This is a genomic window from Nocardia sp. NPDC019395 (genome assembly GCF_040632335.1).
In the GTDB taxonomy this organism is placed as follows: Bacteria; Actinomycetota; Actinomycetes; order Mycobacteriales; family Mycobacteriaceae; genus Nocardia.
Window position 1 is genome coordinate 1 of record NZ_JBEYBT010000013.1, and the last position, 19,793, is coordinate 19,793.

At 67.4% G+C, this 19,793-nt stretch carries 17 protein-coding genes; 7 read left to right on the forward strand and 10 right to left on the reverse strand.

All coding sequences use genetic code 11. The annotated features are described in order from the left end of the window. Window positions 1–141 precede the first annotated feature (141 nt). The 3 genes from ABZ827_RS23590 to rfbD form a co-directional block, all read right to left on the reverse strand. On the reverse strand, window positions 142–1,221 hold the full coding sequence (locus ABZ827_RS23590) for an NDP-sugar synthase (protein ID WP_357240397.1): 1,080 nt from the start codon (window positions 1,219–1,221) through the stop codon (window positions 142–144). A 79-nt stretch (window positions 1,222–1,300) separates the two neighbouring features. Continuing rightward, the gene (locus ABZ827_RS23595; protein ID WP_357240400.1) at window positions 1,301–2,212 is read right to left on the reverse strand and encodes a glycosyltransferase family 2 protein; all 912 of its coding nucleotides are present in this window, start codon (window positions 2,210–2,212) and stop codon (window positions 1,301–1,303) included. 11 nt (window positions 2,213–2,223) lie between these two features. Then, entirely contained in the window at window positions 2,224–3,093 is an 870-nt protein-coding gene (gene rfbD / locus ABZ827_RS23600; RefSeq protein ID WP_357240403.1) for a dTDP-4-dehydrorhamnose reductase, read from the reverse strand. A gap of 149 nt (window positions 3,094–3,242) precedes the next feature. Between rfbD and ABZ827_RS23605 the strand changes: the two genes are divergently transcribed. From ABZ827_RS23605 to ABZ827_RS23620, 4 genes are all read left to right on the forward strand, one after another. Continuing rightward, window positions 3,243–4,721, forward strand: coding sequence for an LCP family protein (locus tag ABZ827_RS23605; RefSeq protein WP_357240406.1), 1,479 nt, complete (start codon window positions 3,243–3,245; stop codon window positions 4,719–4,721). Between the two features lie 33 nt (window positions 4,722–4,754). Beyond that, entirely contained in the window at window positions 4,755–5,474 is a 720-nt protein-coding gene (locus ABZ827_RS23610; protein WP_357240409.1) for a TIGR03089 family protein, read from the forward strand. Window positions 5,475–5,590: 116 nt separating this feature from the next. Beyond that, complete coding sequence (locus ABZ827_RS23615) at window positions 5,591–6,895, forward strand: cytochrome P450 (protein ID WP_357240412.1); 1,305 nt, start codon at window positions 5,591–5,593, stop codon at window positions 6,893–6,895. Window positions 6,896–6,976: 81 nt separating this feature from the next. After that, window positions 6,977–8,449, forward strand: a complete 1,473-nt coding sequence (locus tag ABZ827_RS23620; protein ID WP_357240415.1) for an NAD(P)/FAD-dependent oxidoreductase — start codon at window positions 6,977–6,979, stop codon at window positions 8,447–8,449. On the opposite strand, the gene ABZ827_RS23625 is transcribed toward ABZ827_RS23620, so the two are convergent. The 7 genes from ABZ827_RS23625 to ABZ827_RS23655 all read right to left on the reverse strand — a co-directional run bounded on the left by ABZ827_RS23625 (window position 8,446) and on the right by ABZ827_RS23655 (window position 16,377). Next, complete coding sequence (locus ABZ827_RS23625; RefSeq protein WP_357240418.1) at window positions 8,446–9,372, reverse strand: cation diffusion facilitator family transporter; 927 nt, start codon at window positions 9,370–9,372, stop codon at window positions 8,446–8,448. The two genes, ABZ827_RS23620 and ABZ827_RS23625, sit on opposite strands and share 4 nt — an antisense overlap. 403 nt (window positions 9,373–9,775) lie before the next feature. Then, window positions 9,776–10,987, reverse strand: coding sequence for a mannose-6-phosphate isomerase, class I (gene manA, locus ABZ827_RS23630; RefSeq protein ID WP_357240421.1), 1,212 nt, complete (start codon window positions 10,985–10,987; stop codon window positions 9,776–9,778). After that, entirely contained in the window at window positions 10,987–12,183 is a 1,197-nt protein-coding gene (locus ABZ827_RS23635; RefSeq protein ID WP_357240424.1) for a tobH protein, read from the reverse strand. The genes manA and ABZ827_RS23635 overlap by 1 nt, the downstream gene beginning before the upstream one ends. A 111-nt stretch (window positions 12,184–12,294) precedes the next feature. Next, on the reverse strand, window positions 12,295–13,671 hold the full coding sequence (locus ABZ827_RS23640; protein WP_357240427.1) for a phosphomannomutase/phosphoglucomutase: 1,377 nt from the start codon (window positions 13,669–13,671) through the stop codon (window positions 12,295–12,297). Between the two features lie 1,070 nt (window positions 13,672–14,741). Continuing rightward, complete coding sequence (locus ABZ827_RS23645) at window positions 14,742–15,125, reverse strand: DUF3499 domain-containing protein (protein ID WP_357240696.1); 384 nt, start codon at window positions 15,123–15,125, stop codon at window positions 14,742–14,744. A gap of 453 nt (window positions 15,126–15,578) precedes the next feature. After that, window positions 15,579–16,058, reverse strand: a complete 480-nt coding sequence (locus ABZ827_RS23650; protein ID WP_357240429.1) for a metallopeptidase family protein — start codon at window positions 16,056–16,058, stop codon at window positions 15,579–15,581. Between the two features lie 85 nt (window positions 16,059–16,143). Further along, the gene (locus ABZ827_RS23655) at window positions 16,144–16,377 is read right to left on the reverse strand and encodes a WhiB family transcriptional regulator (RefSeq protein WP_033243613.1); all 234 of its coding nucleotides are present in this window, start codon (window positions 16,375–16,377) and stop codon (window positions 16,144–16,146) included. A gap of 533 nt (window positions 16,378–16,910) precedes the next feature. On the opposite strand from ABZ827_RS23655, the gene cofD reads away from it, so the two are divergent. From cofD to ABZ827_RS23670, 3 genes are read left to right on the forward strand one after another with little or no spacing between them, the layout of a single operon-like run. Beyond that, window positions 16,911–17,888, forward strand: a complete 978-nt coding sequence (gene cofD, locus ABZ827_RS23660) for a 2-phospho-L-lactate transferase (RefSeq protein WP_357240699.1) — start codon at window positions 16,911–16,913, stop codon at window positions 17,886–17,888. Next, window positions 17,885–19,246 carry a coenzyme F420-0:L-glutamate ligase gene (locus ABZ827_RS23665; protein ID WP_357240432.1) on the forward strand — a complete coding sequence of 454 codons (1,362 nt, stop codon included), beginning with the start codon at window positions 17,885–17,887 and terminating at the stop codon, window positions 19,244–19,246. The genes cofD and ABZ827_RS23665 overlap by 4 nt, the downstream gene beginning before the upstream one ends. After that, window positions 19,243–19,761, forward strand: a complete 519-nt coding sequence (locus ABZ827_RS23670) for an NUDIX domain-containing protein (RefSeq protein WP_357240435.1) — start codon at window positions 19,243–19,245, stop codon at window positions 19,759–19,761. The genes ABZ827_RS23665 and ABZ827_RS23670 overlap by 4 nt, the downstream gene beginning before the upstream one ends. Window positions 19,762–19,793 lie beyond the last annotated feature (32 nt).

A 19,793-nucleotide genomic window follows, 5' to 3' on the forward strand; every position in this document is an offset into this window, starting at 1 on the left:
TCAGTCGCTGCGCTCCTTCGCTCTGGTCGCTCCAGAACGAGACGGGCCCCGAACCACCAACGCGGACCGGCCGCATGCGGGAAACGGGGGTGGGGATGCATGTGGACAGACTGGGGGTAAGGCACGCCGAACGCAGCGTCATCAGACATCTGTGGAGAAGCGGATACCGCCGTCGGGGATATCGACGCCGGGCCAGACGCGGGCGCCGCGGAGGAGTTCGCAGCGGGCGCCGACGCTGGCGCCGTCGCCGATGACGCCGTCGCGGACCAGGGCGCGGGGGCCGATGCGGGCGCCGAAGCCGATGATCGAGCGTTCTACCGTGGCGCCCGCCTCCACCTTGGCGCCGTCGAACAGGATCGCGCCGTCGAGGCGGGCGCCGGCGCCGACCTCGGCGCCGCGGCCGACGACCGTACCGCCGATGAGCAGGGCTCCGGGTGCTATCCCGGCGCCCTCGTGGACGAGGGATTCACCGTGCTGACCGGGGAGCACCGGGGACGGGGCGATACCGCGTACCAGGTCGGCCGAGCCGCGCACGAAATCCTCCGGGGTCCCCATATCCCGCCAGTACGAGGTGTCCACGTGGCCCTGCACCCGGGCGCCCTCGGTGAGCAGTGCCGGAAACACCTCGCGTTCCACCGAGACCGGTCGCCCGGCGGGAATCTTCTCGATGTATTCGCGCCGGAATACGTAGCATCCGGCGTTGATCTGGTCGGTCGGTGGGTCCTGGGTCTTCTCCAGGAAGGCGGTGACCCGGCCGTCGGCGTCGGTCGGCACACAACCGAAGGCGCGCGGGTCGCTCACCCGTACCAGGTGCAGGGTGACGTCGGCTTCGTTCTTCTCGTGGGTTTCCAGGATGGCCCGCAGATCGGTGCCGCCGAGGACATCGCCGTTGAACACCATCACGTTGTCCGCGGTGAGCCGGGGCAGCACATTGCGGATTCCGCCGCCGGTGCCCAGCGGCTCGGTTTCGGTGACGTATTCGATCTGCAGGCCGAGATCGGCGCCGTCGCCGAAATGCTCCTCGAAGACCTCGGCCTTGTACGAGGTCCCGAGTATCACGCGGGTGATACCGGCCGCCGCGATCCGGGACAGCAGATGGGTCAGGAACGGCACCCCCGCGGTGGGCAGCATCGGTTTGGGCGCCGACAGGGTCAGCGGCCGCAGCCGGGTGCCCTTACCGCCGACCAGGATGACCGCGTCCGCGCCTGCTTGTGATGCCATGATCTCCCTTGTTCCCATCCGTCCACCGACCCGGCACGGCGCCGGTCCGGCCAGCGGGGCGGGCTGTTCCCGCTACCGGCTAGCCGGCCTGCTGTTGCTGCCGTGCACGCAGTGCGGATCGAACCGCAATGCGGCAGCGGATCGCAAGTCCGGCACGTAGCGCCAGCCGCAGCGGGGCCTGCCACCAGTGCGGATGCCGGTCGGCCTGGAATCGGTAGGCGCTGGCGTGGTGGGCGGGCAGCATCTTCTCCGGGTTGCGTCCGGCGGCGTGCCCTTTGGCGTGGGTGACCTCCGCGTCCGGTACGAAAACGTTGTGCCAGCCGGCCCTGCCCATCCGGTCGCCGAAGTCGACGTCCTCCATGTACATGAAGTAGCGGGAGTCGAAGCCTTCGATGGAGTCGAACGCTTCGCGGCGGACCAGCAGGCACGACCCGGACAGCCAGCCGACGGCGCGTTCGGATATCTCCTCGTTCTCCTGCCGGTAGCGGCGGGTCCACGGGTTGCTCTTCCAGATCGCCCCGAGTATCGCGTGCCCGGCGCCGTCGAGCAGGCCGGGCACCGACCGGGCGGAGGGGTAGACGCTGCCGTCCGGTTCCCGGACCATCGGACCGACCGCGCCCGCGCGGGGCCAGCGTTCGGCGGCTTCGAGCATGATGTCGATGGAGTCGTTGCCCCAGCGGATATCCGGGTTGGCGATCATCACATATTCGAGGTCGGGGTCCAGTTCGGCGACGGCGCGGTTGATGGCACCGCCGTAGCCGATGTTCCCGCCGGTCGATAGGAAACGCACATGGGCGTTGGCTTCGGCGACCAGTTCCGGGACGCCGTCGGTCGAACCGTTATCGGCCAGGATGACCTGTGGCTTCTCCGCGGTCGCGGTGTTGAGGGTGCTGATGAAATGCTCGAGATGTTCGCCGGGCGAGTACGTGACCGTGACCACGGCCAGGCGCGGCCGATCATGGGGATGACCGGGGGTATCGGAAGCGTTCACAGCGCCCCACCTTAACGGGCGCCCCCGGCCAGTGCCTCGGTCAGCGCGGATTCCCACGGGCGCAGCGGTGTCAGGCCGGCGTTGCGCCAGGTGGCGCCGGAGAGTACGGAGAAGGCGGGCCGGGCCGCGGGCCGGGGGAATTCCGCGGAGGTGCACGGGCGTACGCGTTCGGGGTCGGCGCCGATACCGGCGAATACCGCGCGCGCCAGATCGAACCAGCTAGCCCGTCCCGAATTCGTGGCGTGCAGCACCGCGGGGGTATCGGGCCGGTATGCGAGTTCGAGCAGACCCGCGGCGAGGTCGGCGGCGTAGGTGGGCGAACCGATCTGGTCGTCGACGACGTTCACGGTGTCGCGTTCGCGCTCCAACCGCCGCATGGTGGCGACGAAATCGCCGTCCGTACCGCGGTACACCCAGGCTGTCCGGACGATCCGGGCGTCCGCGCAGTTCTCGCGCACGGCATGTTCTCCGGCGAGTTTGGAGCGGCCGTAGACGGTGGCGGGGCCGGTCGGGTCGCCGGGTTCGTACGGTGTGCTCCCGGTTCCGGGAAACACGTAGTCGGTGGAGAGATGGATGAGGCGGGCGCCTGCCCGGGTACAGGCTGCGGCCAGGACGGCCGGGCCGGTCGCGTTCCCCTCGAATGCCGCCTCGGGTTCCGATTCCGCTCTGTCGACTGCGGTGAAGGCGGCACAATTGACGACGATATCGCCCGGCCGCAGGATCGATTTCACGGCTGCCGGATCGGTGATATCGAGCAGGGATCGTGGATAGGCGCGGGCGGCGGGAACCAGCCGGAGCAGCTCCCGGCCGACTTGGCCGCCGGCCCCGGTGACCACGAGCCGGGCGGTGAGATCGGTTCCGGGCGGTGCGACGTCGTTCACCGGCCCAGTCTGGCACGCCGTCGAATTGCCGAATGGGTGTCACCCGGGCTGCCGTTGGTTAGCCTGCGTGGTGCGGAAGGTGTTTCGACGGCATACGCGAAGTAGATCGGGGTCCTCGACCGATCCGTACGGGGAGAGGAAGTTCAAAGGTGGCACAGCGTGGGGAGCCGACGTTGTGGAGTCCGGTGCGGGTGTTCGTCGCGTCGGTTGCTCTGATTGTGCTGGTGGGTACCGGATTCGCCTGGCGGGGCGTGGATTCGCTGGTATCGAATATCGAGCGGATCAGCGATCTGGGCCTGGGCGGGCACCGCGACGGCGCGGTGGACATCCTGCTCGTCGGGGTGGATTCGCGTACCGACGCCAAGGGCAATCCGCTCAGCGACGCCGAACGCGCGATGCTGCACGCGGGTGACGAGATCGGCACCAACACCGACACCATCGTGCTGGTGCGGGTGCCCAACGACGGCAGCTCGGCCACCGCGATATCGATTCCCCGTGACGCCTACGTCGATATCCCGGACATGGGTAAGGGCAAGATCAACTCTGCGTACGGGATCACGAAACAGTCCGTGCAGGACGATATGCTCGCCGACGGTGCCACGGCGGAGGCGGCCGAGGAGCAATCCACCCAGCGCGGTCGGCAGGCGCTGATCGAATCCGTCGCCGGACTCACCGGGATCACCGTCGATCACTACGCCGAGGTCAGCCTCCTGGGGTTCGTGCTACTCACCGATGCGGTCGGCGGAGTGGACGTATGCCTGCGACACCCGGTCGACGAACCGCTGTCGGGTGCGTATTTCCCGGGCGGCCGCCAGAAACTGGACGGGCCGCAAGCCTTGAGTTTCGTCCGGCAACGGCACAACCTTGAACGCGGTGATCTGGACCGGATCGTCCGTCAGCAGGTGTTCATGGCCCAGCTCGTACACCAGGTGATCAGCGCCGATACCCTCAGCAATCCGACCCGGCTCCGCGAACTGAGCGATGCGGTCGGCCGCACCATCGTGCTCGACGAGGGCTGGGATCTTCTGGCATTCCTGAACCAGCTCCAGGATCTCACCGCCGGGAAGGTCACCTTCGAAACGATCCCGGTCGCCGACCTCAACGGCACCACCTCCGACGGGGAGTCGGTGGTCCGGGTCGAACCCGGCGAGGTACAAGATTACGTCGCCGGACTGGTCGGCGAGGAACACAGCTCCGGTACCGAACCGAGCACGACCGCCGCGCCGCCGGATATCGACTCGGGAACGGTGCAGGTGAACGTCTACAACTCCAGTCCGGTCTCCGGCCTGGCCGGAACGGTATCGCAGGAACTCACGGCACTCGGTTATGTCCAGGGCGATGTGGGTAACTATTCCGACGGGCAGGTATCGGAAAGTCAGGTGCTCGCCGCGTCGAGCTCGGATCCCGGGGCTGCGGCGGTCGCCGTATCGCTCGGCGGTCTCCCGGTCGTCTCGGACCCTTCGGTCGCGGAGGGGACGGTGAGCGTGGTGCTGGCGAGCGACTACGCTGGCCCCGGATCCGGTAGCGAGGACGTTATCGATTTCGGCGGATCGTCGACATCGGCCACCCCGGTGCCGCCCGCCCCGCCCATCGCGGCGGCCGAAAACGGACCCAACTGTGTGAACTGAACCCCTGTGTGGATCGAACGCAGAAAGCAGACAATGCGTGACGTAGATCAGGCCACGACCCTCCCCGAAGCGGTGCTCGATCCGATTCTGGAACGCGAACCGGCCGCGCCTCGGATCACCTGGTACGACGATGCGACCGGCGCCCGTATCGAGCTGTCCGGCCTGACCCTGGCGAACTGGGCCGCCAAAACCGCGAACCTCATCCGCGACGAATTCGGGCTGACCCCCGGCGCCCGGGTGGCGGTACTGCTGCCCGCGCACTGGCAGACCGCGGCCGTACTGCTCGGCTGCTGGTGGGCCGGAACCGAGGTGGTCCTGCGGCCGGACCCCGACGCGGAACTCGTATTCGCCGCCGCCGACAGGCTCGCCGAAACCGAGGACGCCCCCGAGGTCGCGGCACTGTCCCTGGACCCGATGGGCGCGCCGGTGCGCGATCTGCCGATCGGCGTCACCGATTACGCGACGGCTGTCCGGGTGCACGGTGACCATTTCCTGCCCGGCGGGGCGGGTGCCGCACTGGACAGTATGCCGGTGCGGGAGGTTCTCACGGCGGCACGGAAATCGGCGGCCCGGCAAGGTTTCTCGGAAACCGATCGGGTGTTGTCGAGCGGTAGCTGGGATACCGCCGAGGAGCTGATCGACCGCTACCTCGCGGTGCTCGCCGCGGGCGCCTCGCTGGTGCAGGTGGCCGATCCCGATCCGGCGCTGCGGGATCGGCGCGTCGATACCGAGCGGGTCACCCAGATCCTCTGACCGGCCCGGCCTACTACCACGGTAGGTGCCGAAATCCGACTCCGGCAGGTTCCGCCGCGCCCGCGCCGTACGTAGCGTCGTACAGAGATGCGACGGAGCAACGACGGAGGGGCCGGATGAAACCGCAGTATGTGTACCGGTGGGTCAACGATCACGGACTGATCCGAGCGGCCAAGCAGGTGAAGTTGCGCCGAGGGGATCTGTTCGCCCGTCTCAACGGGGGGCCGGAAGGTATCGAGAACCCTTATGCGTTGATCGAGGAGATGCGCGGCGCCGGAGGATTGCATCGGTCGGCGCCCTTATGGGTCACATTCGACCACGACCTGTGCCGGGAAATTCTGCGGGACAACAACTTCGGTGTCGGTATGCCCATTGTGCTGCGCCTCCCGGACAAGGCGCGGCGGATGCTGGAGCGGTGGCCGGTCCCGCCCAATCCAGTGGACCCGCCGTCCATGTTGATGATCGACCAACCGGAACACACCCGGATGCGTAAGCCCGTTGCCGCGGCTTTCACGCCGCGCGCTGTCGGCCGGCTGCGGGACCGGGTCACCACGGTCACCGACGAACTGCTCACCGCCCTGCCCGATAACGGGCCCGCCGATCTGGTGACCCAGTTCGCGGCCCAGGTGCCGATCGCCATCATCTCCGAGATGCTCGGATTCCCGGACGCCGATCGCGATATGTTCCTGCGCTGGGGCGACGACATCAGCCCACTTCTCGACCTCGGTATCTCCTGGCGGGTGCACAGCCGGGCGATGGAGTCCTCCGAGCGGGTCCACCGGTACCTGCTGGACCATATCGATCGACTCCGCGCCGAACCGGGCGACGATATCCTCAGCAGCCTGGTCACCAAGGGGGAGCTGTCCACCGACGAACTGTGCGCGTCGGCCACTCTGCTGATGGGCGCGGGTTTCGAGACGACGGTCAATCTCATCGGCAAGGGCATCATCTGGCTGCTGAACCACCCGGATCAGCTGGACCGGTTACGCGCGGAACCGGACCTCTGGCCGAACGCGGTCGAGGAGATCCTGCGAATCGACCCGCCGGTGCAGACGACTGCCCGCACCGCTCGTACCGATATCGAGATCGCGGGACACCGGCTGCGCAAAGGTGCCACGGTGGCGCTCTCTCTGGCGGGTGCGAACCGTGATCCCGCGGTATTCCCCGAACCGGCCCGTTTCGATATCACCCGGGATAACGCCAAGAACCATCTGGGCTTCAGCAGCGGAATCCATGTGTGCCTCGGTGCGGGGCTGGCCCGTATGGAAGCCACCTACGCATTGCGTGCGCTCATGGAAACTTTCCCCGAGCTGCGACTCACTACTGAGCCCACGCGCCGCCCGCTGTTCACGTTGCACGGTTATTCGCATCTACCGGCGCACACCGGGCCGCGCGTGCGCAGCCACCAACCCGCGGGTTGAGCGAGGCGGTTGCCCCCTGTGGTCGGGGGCGTGACCGGGCGAACACGACGAGGGATACAGCATCTCCAATAGGCTGGGGATGTGGGTGATGTTGCGGTAATCGGATCTGGGCCCAACGGGCTCGCGGCGGCGGTGGTGCTGGCGAGGGCGGGGCTCGAGGTCGAGGTGTACGAGGCCGGGGAGACGCTGGGGGGCGGGTGCCGCACCTCGGAGGTGACACTGCCGGGGTTCCGGCACGATATCTGTGCGGGCGCGCATCCGATGGCCTTCGCTTCCCCGTTCTTCCGTGCGTTCGACCTGGCCGCGCACGGGGTGGAACTGCTCACCCCGGAAGCTTCCTACGCCCACCCGCTCGATTCGGGTGTCGCGGGGGTGGCGTGGCGGGATCTGGATCGGACTGTGGACGGATTGGGGCGTGACGGTAAAGCGTGGCGCGGGTTGTTCGCGCCGCTGGTGCGCGATTGGCCCGCGGTGGTGGATACCGCCATGTCCGATATGCGGCATGTTCCGGTGTCCCCGGCGGCGGTCCGGTTCGGTCTGCGACTGCTGGAGCAAGGGTCACCGTTGTGGAACCGTCGCTTTACGGGGCAGATAGCACCGGCGTTGTTCACCGGTGTCGCCACCCATGTCATCACTCAGCCGCGGGCCCTCCCCGCGGTCGGAGCCGGGTTGCTGCTGGCCACGCTGGGGCATGTCGGCGGCTGGCCGGTGCCGCGCGGTGGTAGTCAGGCGATCGTGGACGCGCTCGCCGCGGAACTGCGCCGGCGCGGCGGGCGAGTGATCACCGGGCACCGCGTGGACTCGCTGGCCGAACTCGGCGGGGCCCGGGCGATCCTGTGCGATACCTCCCCGGCCGAACTCGTGCGTATCGCGGGCGACAGTCTCCCGGCCGGTTACCGTCGCCGGCTGGAAAAGGTCCGTTACGGCGGGGGTGCCTGCAAAGTCGATTTCGCGCTTTCCGGTCCGGTGCCGTGGCAGGCTGCCGGGTGTGCCGAAGCGGGAACCCTGCACCTGGTCGGCAGCCGCGCCGAGGCCGTCGCCGCCGAACACGCGGTCGCGGCGGGAGTACACACCGACCGTCCCTACACACTGGTCATCCAGCCGGGTGTCGTCGATCCCACGCGCGCCCCGGCGGGGCAGCACACCCTGTACGCCTACGGGCATGTTCCGCACGGTTCCGAACGCGATATCAGCGATCTGATGATCGGCCAGATCGAGCGTTTCGCTCCCGGATTCCGCGATCTCATCCTCGCGAAACACGTCCGTACGGCCGCCGAGATGCCCGCGTACAACGCGAATTACGTGGGCGGGGATATCGGGGCCGGTGCGATGACCCTGATGCAGACGGTCTTTCGCCCGGTGCCCCGCTGGAATCCGTACACCACGGGACTTCCCGGCGTCTATCTGTGCTCGTCGGCGACACCGCCGGGCGGCGGGGTCCACGGAATGGCCGGTACGTACGCCGCGGCGCACGCGCTGCGTACGGTCTTCGGCGACCGCACCGATCCGTACGATCTGGCCGCCCCCGCACCCGGCACCACCCCGGGCGGTTAAACCTTGTCCGCGGACTCCCGGTACAGGTCCGGTTCCAGGTAGATGACCCGAGCCGTCGGCACGGCGGCCCGGATGCGGCTCTCCGCCTCGTCGATACCCGCCGCGATCTGCGCGATATCCAGGCCCGGAACCACCGCGACCTTGGCCGCCACCAGCAACTCTTCGGGCCCGATGTACTGGGTTTTCATATGGATGAGGCGGTCGATGGTGGTGCCGTCGGTGACATTCGCACGGATGGCGCGATCCTCGTCCGCCGTCGCGCCCTCACCGATCAGCAGACTGTGCATCTCGATGATCAGGATGATCGCGATAACGCCGAGCAGGGCACCGATGGCGAGCGTTCCGACGCCGTCCCAGACCGGATCTCCGGTCAGCATGGTGAGCCCGACACCGCCGAGCGCCAGGACGAGCCCGATCAGCGCACCGGTATCCTCCAGCAGCACCACCGGCAGTTCCGGGCTCCGCGAGTTCCGGATGAACTGCCACCAGTTCGCCTCGCCCTTGAGCGGCTTGGATTCCCGGAACGCGGTCAGGAAACTGTAGCTCTCCAACCCGATGGCGATCACCAGGATCACGATGGCCACGATCGGGGAGGTGAGCTCCTCGGGATGCTGAACCTTGTGAACGCCTTCGTAGAGGGCGTACACGGACCCCAGGGTGAACAACACCAGCGCCACCACGAACGAATAGAAGTAGCGGCTGCGCCCGTACCCGAACGGATGCAGTTCGTCGGCTTCCTGCTCGGCGCGATTCTGCCCGAACAGCAGCAACCCCTGGTTCGCGGTATCGGCGACCGAGTGCACGCCCTCGGCGAGCATCGAGGCCGAGCCGGTGATACCCGCACCCACGAACTTCGCCGCCGCGATCCCGGCATTCGCCGATAACGCGGCAAGGATCGCCTTCTTACTTCCACCAGCCGACATCTGCCGCCCTCTGTGTCTCTGGCGCCGCCTCCGGCGCTGTGTCTTCGGCGCCGCCTCCGGCGGCGCGGGGTTCGGGGCCCCCCTTGGTCTCGTTCTTCACTCCCGCCGGTCGGTCGCTGCGCTCCCTTCCTCTGGTCGCTCCAGAACGAGACGGGCCCCGAACCACGGATGTCGACCATACGGAAGGGTCTCTCGAGAACGCGCGGCAGGCTCGGGACCCGAGTAGGGCTACCGCATTCTAAAGGGTGTGATTTTCGCGCGCCGATCAGCGAATGTGACAGGTCGCCTCGAGATAGCAGTAGACGTGGGTCAAACCCTGTGAGCGTCGAAAACACCTCGCGTGCCTTCGTTATCCGGCCCAGCCCCGCACCCCGGGGACCCAGCGCGCCGGAAGTATCTACGCCTACCCGCCCACACAGGCGCAGAAGAGTGTCGCCGGGCCGTCCGCTGCCCGGGCGCGGATATCCGTGTCGGTGGCCGAGATCCAGGCCGCGGTGCCGCGGTGCAGGTCCACCTCCGAAGACCCGTCCAGGAGGCGTGCCGCGCCGGCCGTGCACAGGACGATGCCCGGGCCGGCGTCCGTGAGCGGTACCAGCGCAGAACCCGCGGTGAGGTCGAAGCGGCGCAAAGCGAATTCCGGTGCGGGGGTCGGGTAGCGCACAGAGCCGTCGCCGGCCGGTTGCGGTAGAACCAGCGGGAGATCGATCGGTTCGAAATCCAGGACCTTCAGCAGTTCCGGTACGTCCACGTGTTTGGGTGTGAGCCCGCCGCGCAGCACATTGTCCGAATTCGCCATGATTTCCACCGCCACGCCACGCAGATAGGCGTGCAGGTTCCCGGCGGCCAGGAACAGGCCCTGGCCGGCTTGCAGAGTGATCCGGTTCAGCAGCAGCGCCGCCAGGACGCCCGCGTCACCCGGGTAGGCTTCGGCGAGTTCCAGTGTGGTCTGTGCGACGGCCGCGAATTCTCGTTCGGAGTTCGACAGGTAGCGCACGCAGCCGTCCAATACAGCCGGTAGCACCGTGTCCAGCACCGTCGGCGGTAGCGTGATCCAGCTGGTGAACAGGGTTCGAAGGCCGTCGGAATCCGGCTGCGCGGCAAGCAGCTCCGTGTAATTGCCCAGTTCGGCGACATCCAGCGCGCGGAACAATTGCACCGTGCGCAGCGGGTCACGGAAACCGGCCAGCGCCTCGAATCGTTCCAGGGCGACAACCAGTTCGGGTTTGTGACTGTCGTCACGGTAGTTTCGCATGGGCGAATCGAACGGCACACCCTTGCGGTTCTCCCGGGCGAAACCCGCTGCCGCCTGTTCCGCGCTCGGGTGCGCCTGTAGCGAAAGCGGCTCCTCGGCGGCCAGGATTTTCAGCAGGAACGGCAAACGGTCGTCGAATCGCGCCGCGGCCACACCGAGTTCCCGGCCGGGCTGGGCCGAGATAACCTCGAGCAGCGAGTGTTTCCCGCCATCGGTATGGATATAGGCGGGGTCCGCGGGATGTGCGCCGAACCAGAGCTCTGCTTCCGGGTGGGCGGAAGGGACCGGGCGGCCGCAGAGTTCGGCCAGCGCGGTGCGCGAACCCCAGGCGTATGAGCGCAGCGCGCCCACGAGTTCGTGCACTAGTAGTGTCCCCCGTCGTAACCGTCCGGGTTCGCTGCGACCGTTCGGCCACCGATGAGCCGCAGATAGGCGGCAGTCATTTCCCAGCGCAACGCCAGCACCGCGAGACGTTCCAGTTCCGCGCCCGCCCGAGTGGCCGGCTCCGGCTCCGGTTCGGTCGACGCGGCGCGGGACGGATCCGCCGGAACGGTCTCGATATCCGCCGTGACCAGGTCGGCGTCAACCGTTCCGCCGCCCGCGCCGCCGAACAGGGCGAGCTTGCGCCGGGCGGCGGGTATATCGGAATCGGTGCTGCACAGGAAGACCCGCTTCTTCTCGACCGGGGGAGGACCGTCGAGCTGCTCATCGTGGAACAGCGGATCGTAGTCCGGCGCGGCGGCGGTCGCGGAGTCGACGAGCTGCGGTAGCGCGGCTACCGCGACGGCCAGGTCCACCGCGGTGGCGGTACGTCCCGCGGACTGCAGGAGAACCTCTGCGGCATGGACCGCCAGCTCGGTGGTCGCGGCCGTATCACCGGTGAGTATCAGTCCGCGCTGCTGAGTGCGGGCGGCCAGGTTCTTGGCCGGGTTGTGGAACACCTCGTGCTGCGGTCCGTCCCGCAGGGCCTCGGTGTCGAGCACATCGGCCAGTTCGGTGAGATCGGGTAATTCGGTCGCGCCACGGCCGGGATCGATCGTCCGCAGCACCGCGATCCCGACCCCGAGGTAGCGCAACAACCGGTTGTCGTCCAGCACCGGGACACGCGGTTCCAGGAGAGCGGCCCGCCCGGCCGCCACCGCGCGCAGCGGACCCTCGTTCGGTGCCGCCACGACCACCTCCGCGCCGCGGCGCACGGCCCGGTCCACCGCGTCGATCAGCCGGGGGTCGCCGGCATCGTCACCGCTTACCAGCACCACATCCAGGGGGCCGGCCCAGGACGGCACCGTGGTGACCGGGACCAGGGGCAACCCCGCCCGGTCGCCGAGGGCGGCCACCAGCAGACCGGCTGCCCGGCTGGCCCGGCCCGGGCCGGAAACGAGTAGCAGGCTGCGTGGGCGCAGACCGCTCAGCCGGGCGAGAGCGTTCTCGGCCACGGCCGCCGCGGTCGCGCGCACCTGGGCGCCACCGGATGCGGCGGAACGGAGGGCGCCGCCGGTATCGGCGGCCTCGAGCATTGCGGCATCGTCCAGATCGAGTACCGGGGTATCAGCGATCATCGGGCGTGGCACCTCCCCTCATCGCGCTGTTATCGGTCGCCGCCACTGCCCCGGTCGAGGACACCGAGCCTGGAACGGGCGAATCCACGGTGTGTAATTCCACTATTCCAGTCAGGCGCGGACGATGCGCAGAATCTCGGTCACGAGTGCGTCTACTTCCTCCGATGTCCGGGCTTCGACGTTGAGGCGTAGTAGCGGTTCGGTATTGGAGGCGCGCAGGTTGAACCAGGCATTGCCGGGCAGCTGCACCGTGACACCGTCGAGCCGGTCGACAGCGACCGCGCGTCCGGTGAACGCGTCGAGCACCGCGTCGGTGCGCTCGCCGGCATCGGAGACGGTCGAGTTGATCTCACCTGACGCCGAGTATCTCGTGTAGGAGCCCATCAGCTCGGAGACGGGACGATCTTTCTCACCCAGGGCGGCCAGGACGTGCAGCGCGGCCAGCATCCCGGAATCAGCGCCCCAGAAATCCCGGAAGTAGTAGTGCGCGGAATGTTCCCCGCCGAACACCGCGCCGGTACTGGCCATCAGCTGTTTGATGAACGAATGCCCGACCCGGGACCGCACCGGCTTGCCGCCCAGTTCGGTCACCAGATCCGGCACCGACTGCGAGGTGATCAGGTTGTGAATGATCGTGGCACCGGGTTCCGCGGCGAGCTCGCGCTCGGCCACCAGGGCGGTGATAGCCGAAGGCGATACCGGCTCGCCCTGTTCGTCCACGACGAAGCAGCGGTCGGCGTCACCGTCGAAAGCGAGCCCGATATCGGCACCGGACTCGCGCACCAATTTCTGTAGATCCACCAGATTCGCCGGATCGAGCGGATTCGCCTCATGGTTGGGGAACGAGCCGTCCAGTTCGAAATACAGCGGCACGATCTTCACCTGCGTCAATGCCCCGAGCACAGCGGGAACGGTATGCCCGCCCATCCCGTTGCCGGCATCGACTGCCACGGTCAACGGCCGGATATCGTCCAGGTCCACCAGCTCATGCAGGAACGCCGCATAGTCGGCGAGCAGGTCGAGATCCGTGGACCTACCGGATTGCCCGTCGTAGCCCGGTACACCCGCGACGAGCTCCTCGGCGATAACCGAGAGGCCGGTGTCCTGACCGACCGGCAACGCGCGTGGCCGGCACAGCTTGATGCCGTTGTAGCGTGCGGGATTGTGACTGGCGGTGAACATCGCACCGGGGCAGTCGAGTTTCCCCGAGGCGAAGTACAGCTGATCGGTAGAGGCCAGCCCGATCTGCACCACGTCCAACCCCTGCGCCAGCACGCCTTCGGCGAAAGCGCCCACCAACTGCGGCGACGAGGCCCGCATATCGTGACCGATCACGATGCGCCCCGCACCTTCGGCCCGCATGAGCCGGGCGAACGCCGATCCGGTGTCCCGGACGAAATCGGCATCGAGTTGGTCTCCGACCACGCCGCGGATGTCGTAGGCCTTGATCACCGCGTTCACAGACTCGGCAGAGCGGGCGACTGTCATAGCCCTACCCTAATCTTTTGGCGCCACCCCGGGCGCCGCAGGGCTGTGTCAATGGCGCCGCCTCCGGTGGTGTGGGGGCGGGGGGCTATCAACCCTGCTTTCAACGCTGACCATCTGGTCCTGCTTGCGGGGGTTGACCCACTAGCCCTGTTCTTGACGTTGACCATTCGTTAAGGGGCGGGCTGTAATTTTGGAGCCGCTCCGCGGCTCGAGGGCGGGGCCCTGTTAACCCGGTTCTTCACTCCCGCCGGTCGGTCGCTGCGCTCCCTTCCTCTGGTCGCTCCAGAACCGGGCGGGCCCCGCCCGGAAAGGTTGACATGCGGGAGTTTGTATACAGCCGGTGGTGCCGAGTCTGGTGAGGCCCTCGGCGTTCTATCACTTCGATTGAACGTGCCCAGTGGCGGCGCCGAGTTCTATGAGGCCCTGGCTGACCCTGCTTTCAGTACTCCGCAAGCGCATGCGCCGCCGCCGCAAGTCCCGAGAGCTGAAAACAGGACCCAATAGAGGCCAGACCCGCGTCGCCGAAGGCGCGCCGAAAACACAGCCCGAGCGAGGTAGTCGAACCGGCGCCGTTGCCGAACCCATCGCGCCCAGCGCACTTCCCCGCAAGCCCACGCTCACCTAGTCCCACGCTCACCCGGCCCCTCGCCGAACAGCCGAACTCGCCGTCGCCGGCGCGTTTGATCCCCTACCGCCCGTCTGCCCACATGCGACCCCGCCCCGTTTCCCCGCATGCGGTCGGTCAGCGTTGGTGGTTCGGGGCCCGTCTCGTTCTGGAGCGACCAGAGCGAAGGAGCGCAGCGACTGAGCGCCGGGAGTGAAGAACGAGACCAAGGGGGCCCCGAACCCCGCGACGCCGCAGGCGGCGCCAAAAAACACAGAACCTTCACGGACTGCTCAGCTTCTCACCTTCGTGAGCTGGCCCTACCCCGCTTGTCACCTGCACAGCGCCTTACCCCGCTTCTCACCCCACGGTCCTGCCCCTCCCAGACCCAACGCCGCAATCACCGCGACGCACACCCCACCGCACCGGAAACACAGGAAGGGGTCAGCTCACAGGAAGACCGGTTTCAGCTGGGCGGATCCGGAAGAACCCGCAAATGCCCACGCCGGCCGGTGCGGGTGGGCCGTGGGGGCGGATTGTGCTCGCGATACCCACGCTGCTCCGGTTCCGGTGGACGGCGCCGAAGACCCGCTTCGCGGACCGCTTCGGCCAGCGCCGTGAGGTCGTCGTCATCCGGGCTGGTGGCGAAACCGCCTTCGTGCCGGACCATATCCCAGCCTTTGGGGGCCGTGATCCGAGAGGCGTGAGTTCCGCAGAGATCCCAGGAGTGGGGTTCGGCTACCGTCGCCAGCGGACCCACCACCGCGGTCGAGTCCGAGTAAACATAGGTGAGCGTCGCGACGGCCGGATTCTTGCAGCCTGGTCGGCAGCAACGACGCATGGAGATCACGTCGACGAGAGTAACCCGCCGAGCGGGCGCGGGGGTGGCAGACACGCTCATGGATCCGGTTGTGCCCGGCGCGTCGGGGTGTGATTAATACCGCTGTATGTATTGCGCTGTCTTCGGCGGCGCGGGGTCGGGGCCGTATTGATCCTGCTCTCGACTTGACGCCGCTCTCGACGTGGACCATCTGGCCCTGCTCTCGAGGTGGATCATCCGTGAAGACAATTCCCGCGCTCTCGGCGTAGACCATTCGTGAAGATAACCGCACTGTCGGCGTAGACCGTCCGTGAAGGGGCGGGCTGTAATTTTGGAGCCGCTCCGCGGCTCGAGGGTGGGGCCCCGGGTAGCCCGGTTCTTCACTCCCGGCGCTCAGTCGCTGCGCTCCTTCGCTCTGGGCGCTCCAGAACCGGGCGGGCCCCACCCGCAAAAGTTGAGGAGTGGTCGTGGGATAGAAACCGGTTACTCGGGTTCGGGGTCGATTACGTCGGGGTCGACGCCGAGGTAGGTCGCGATTTGCTGCACCAGTACCTCGCGGAGCAGGTCCACCAGATCTTCCGGGTCTCCGGCTCGTAGTTCGAGAGGTTTGCGGAAGAGGACGACACGGGCGCGGATGGGGGTGCCGTGGCGGTCGACGCCGGCCGGGATGAGCCGGGACAGCGGGACCGGGCCGTCGGCGACGACCTCGTCCGGCCAGGTGACCGAATCCGGGTGCAGGGGGCGAATTTTCGGGACATCGTCGACGGCGATATCCAGTTTGGTGAGGCGATCGTGCCAGCGGGTGTCCAGGGGCGCGAATGCCTCGAGGACGAGCCGGTCGAACTTCTGGCCACGGGTGCGCCACGCCGGGACGGTGGGCGGCAGCATGGGCCCGCGCACGCCGCGGCCCCGGCGACTGACCGACCGGGCGGTCGGGGGTATGCGATTGCGGGAACGTGCCATGCCCTCGAACGTTAGTCACCGAGAACCGATCGTGACGGCCCGCCCCGGCTACCTGCTCCGGGGCGCACCGACGCGAGCGGTGTCGTCAGCCGATACCGCGCTTGAGGCGCCGGCGCTCCCGCTCCGACAGGCCGCCCCAGATTCCGAAGCGCTCATCGTGCGCGAGCGCGTATTCCAGGCATTCGTCGCGGACCTCGCATCCCATGCAGATGCGTTTGGCCTCGCGGGTGGATCCGCCCTTCTCCGGGAAGAAGGCCTCCGGGTCGGTTTCCGCGCACAGTGCGCGTTCCTGCCACTGTTCTTCGATGGAGTCGAACATTTCGTCGAAACCGGTCACGATCAGGCTGAGCCGGGGCGTCGATTCTCGCTCACTCCGATCGTGATCGGTCCAGCCGTTGTCAGCAGCGACGCTTCGTGCTGCGCCTGCTGTGGAATCGGTTCGCGATACACCCACCGGAATGCCGGCCGGGGCCAGTTCTTCGGCCATCGCTCCGCCTCCTCACTGTGTGTTAGCGCAGAATGAATTCTTTCCGTCGATCCACACGCATATCGACGGCCTAACTCCGCGATGTTGTCTCGCGGACTTCCCCGAGCCCGTCATAAGAACTCGAACATCTGTTCGAATTTCCGTTCGCGCCTTGTACTTCCCGCGCGGTCCGGAATGACATGTCTGTGATTAGACACGCCGCCAGGTGTGATGGTCAAGCCACCGTCACTATTCCGTTACTATCCCGCGCGGCATTCCGAGTCGATCTTGTGACCCGAATAGCAAATGAGCGGCAAATATAGCGGAAGACGCACTATTTCCTACGCGGCATAGGGTGTACAGATGTGACTTCACAACAAGCGGACTTGGGGCCCGCCAATGGTCCCCGTATCGCCGTCCTGGTCGGCGGAGTCGGTGGCGCGCGGTTCCTGCTGGGCGTACGGGAGCTGCTGCCCGAAGCGAAGGTTTCGGCCATCGTCAATGTGGGCGACGACGTCTGGATGCACGGGCTGAGAATTTGTCCCGACCTCGATACCTGCATGTATACGCTCGGTGGCGGAATCGACCCGGAACGCGGCTGGGGCCGGCTGGGAGAAACCTGGCACGCCAAGGAAGAGTTGGCGAAATATCATGCCCAGCCGGACTGGTTCGGGCTGGGGGATCGGGATATCGCAACGCACCTGGTTCGCACGGAAATGTTGCGCGCCGGCTATCCCCTCTCGGCGGTTACCGAGGCGCTGTGCAATCGGTGGCAACCGGGCGTCGAACTTGTCCCGGCAACCGACGATCGCTGCGAAACGCATGTTGTTATCAGCGATCCGGACAGTCCCAGCGAACGTCGCGCGATCCATTTTCAGGAGTGGTGGGTTCGCTATCGTGCCGACGTTCGAACTCACGGATTCGCCACAATCGGGGCGGATGACGCCAAACCGGCGCCAAATGTGACCGAACTCATAGCTAATGCAGATGTTGTATTACTGGCTCCCTCGAACCCGGTCGTCAGCGTGGGATCGATCCTGGCAGTGCCCGGAATTCGGGGTGCATTGCGTACCACCGCGGCGCCTGTCATCGGGGTATCGCCGGTTATCGATGGAAAGCCCTTGCGCGGGATGGCCGACGAATGTCTGTCGGTGATCGGTGTGGAGACCACCGCCGAGGCGGTCGGCCGGCACTACGGATCCCGTTCGGCCACCGGCATTCTCGACGGCTGGCTGATCCACACCACCGACTCCGCCGAGGTGCCCGGCGTCGAGGTGCGCAGCGTCCCCCTGTTGATGACAGACCCGCCCACGACGGCCGAAATGGTGCGCGCCGCCCTCGATCTGGCAGGAGTGAAGCCGTGACGGAGTCGTTTCCCGAGGTAATTACCGATCATGCCGCCGCGCAATTGCAGATATTCCCCGTTACCGGATTACCGGAATTCCGGCCCGGCGACGACCTCGCCGAACATATCGCCGCGTGCGCTCCATGGCTGGCGGACGGGGACGTTCTCGTGGTCACCAGCAAGATCGTCGCCAAGGCCGAGGGGCGGATCGTGGCGGCACCGACGGATCCGGAGCAGCGCGATGCCGCGCGCCGGCGGCTGGTCGAACAGGAATCGGTTCGTATCGTGGCCCGCCGTGGTCGCACGCTGATCACCGAGAACCGGCTCGGTATCGTGCAGGCCGCGTCCGGGGTGGACGGCTCCAATGTCGAGCGTGACGAACTGGTCCTGCTCCCAGCCGATCCCGACGGCAGCGCCAAGGGCCTGCGCTCGGCTCTGGCGACCCGGCTCGGTGTGAATACGGCGGTGGTGATCACAGACACCATGGGCCGCGCCTGGCGCAACGGCCAGACCGATATCGCGATCGGCTCCGCGGGATTGCGGGTACTGCACGATTATTCGGGTGCCGTGGACGGGCAGGGTAACGAACTGCAGGTCACCGAGGTGGCCATCGCGGACGAACTGGCCGCCGCCGCCGATCTGGTGAAGGGCAAACTGGGCGGCGTTCCCATCGCGGTGGTGCGCGGTCTGGCGCTCTCCGACAACGGTTCCACCGCAGCCGATCTGGTTCGCGCGGGAACCGACGACCTGTTCTGGCTCGGCACGGCCGAGGCGCTGCAGCGGGGTCGCGAGGAAGCACTGCTGCTACGGCGTTCGGTACGGAGCTTCGCCCCGGACCCGGTCGATCCGGAACGGATCCGGGCGGCGACGGCGGTGGCGCTGACCGCACCCGCGCCGCACCACACCCGGCCGGTTCGTTTCGTCTGGGTGCGGGATCGAGCGCGCCGCGAACGGTTGCTCACGGCGATGGCCGATCAATGGCGGGCCGATCTCACCGCCGACGGTATGGACCCCGAGCGGGTGGAGCGGCGGGTGGGCCGTGGTCGCATCCTGTTCGACGCCCCGGAGGTGATCATCCCGTGCTGTGTGCCGGACGGGGCCCACGATTATCCGGACGATCGGCGCCGGGCCGCGGAACGGACCATGTTCACGGTTGCTGTCGGCGCCGCGGTTCAGGGACTGCTGGTCGCCTTGGCGACGGAGGGTCTCGGAAGTTGCTGGATCGGTTCGACGATCTTCGCGCCGGAGATCACCCGGGAGGTATTGGGTCTCGACGGCGACTGGAATCCGTTGGGGGCCATAGCGGTCGGCCATCCGGTCGAGGAACTGACACCGCGTGCACCGCGCGATCCGGCCGCGGGTCTGGTGGAACTGTGAGCGCGGAATCGCTGCATGCCTCGGCGACCGAACTGCTGACCGGGTGGAAACCGGATACCGGCGCCGAGGCCTCGTTGCGTGAGGCGATGCTGGCGTTCCTGGGTTCGGCTCCGCTCGGCTGTCTGCGCGAGCACGCCCCCGGTCATATCACCGCCTCGGCGGTTGTGTTCTCGTACGACCGTCGCGAGGTACTGCTCACCCTGCACCCGCGGGTCGGGAGGTGGATCCAGCTCGGCGGGCACTGCGAGGCCACCGACGAGACGGTGGCCGCGGCCGCGCTGCGCGAGGCCACGGAGGAGTCGGGTATCGCGGATCTGCGGTTGGAGCCGGAACTCTACGGTGCCCAGGCGCATCCGATCACCTGTTCGCTCGGGCAGCCCACGCGTCATCTGGATCTGTTGTTCCGGATCACCGCGCCACCGGGTGCGGTACCCGTGCGCAGCGCGGAATCCACCGATCTCCGGTGGTGGGCGGTGGACGCGCTGCCCGCCGATGCCGATGTCCTGATCCGCTGACGGCCGCGTTGCCCGGCCGCTCGCGGTCGGGC

What these genes read in the sequence shown, in the direction of transcription:
- ABZ827_RS23610 (WP_357240409.1), top strand. Translation starts at nt 4,755, where the DNA reads ATGCGTGACGTAGATCAGGCCACGACCCTCCCCGAAGCGGTGCTCGAT.
- ABZ827_RS23625 (WP_357240418.1), bottom strand. Translation starts at nt 9,372, where the DNA reads ATGTCGGCTGGTGGAAGTAAGAAGGCGATCCTTGCCGCGTTATCGGCG.
- ABZ827_RS23655 (WP_033243613.1), bottom strand. Translation starts at nt 16,377, where the DNA reads ATGTTCGACTCCATCGAAGAACAGTGGCAGGAACGCGCACTGTGCGCG.
- ABZ827_RS23640 (WP_357240427.1), bottom strand. Translation starts at nt 13,671, where the DNA reads ATGACAGTCGCCCGCTCTGCCGAGTCTGTGAACGCGGTGATCAAGGCC.
- ABZ827_RS23650 (WP_357240429.1), bottom strand. Translation starts at nt 16,058, where the DNA reads ATGGCACGTTCCCGCAATCGCATACCCCCGACCGCCCGGTCGGTCAGT.
- ABZ827_RS23590 (WP_357240397.1), bottom strand. Translation starts at nt 1,221, where the DNA reads ATGGCATCACAAGCAGGCGCGGACGCGGTCATCCTGGTCGGCGGTAAG.
- ABZ827_RS23615 (WP_357240412.1), top strand. Translation starts at nt 5,591, where the DNA reads ATGAAACCGCAGTATGTGTACCGGTGGGTCAACGATCACGGACTGATC.
- ABZ827_RS23635 (WP_357240424.1), bottom strand. Translation starts at nt 12,183, where the DNA reads ATGATCGCTGATACCCCGGTACTCGATCTGGACGATGCCGCAATGCTC.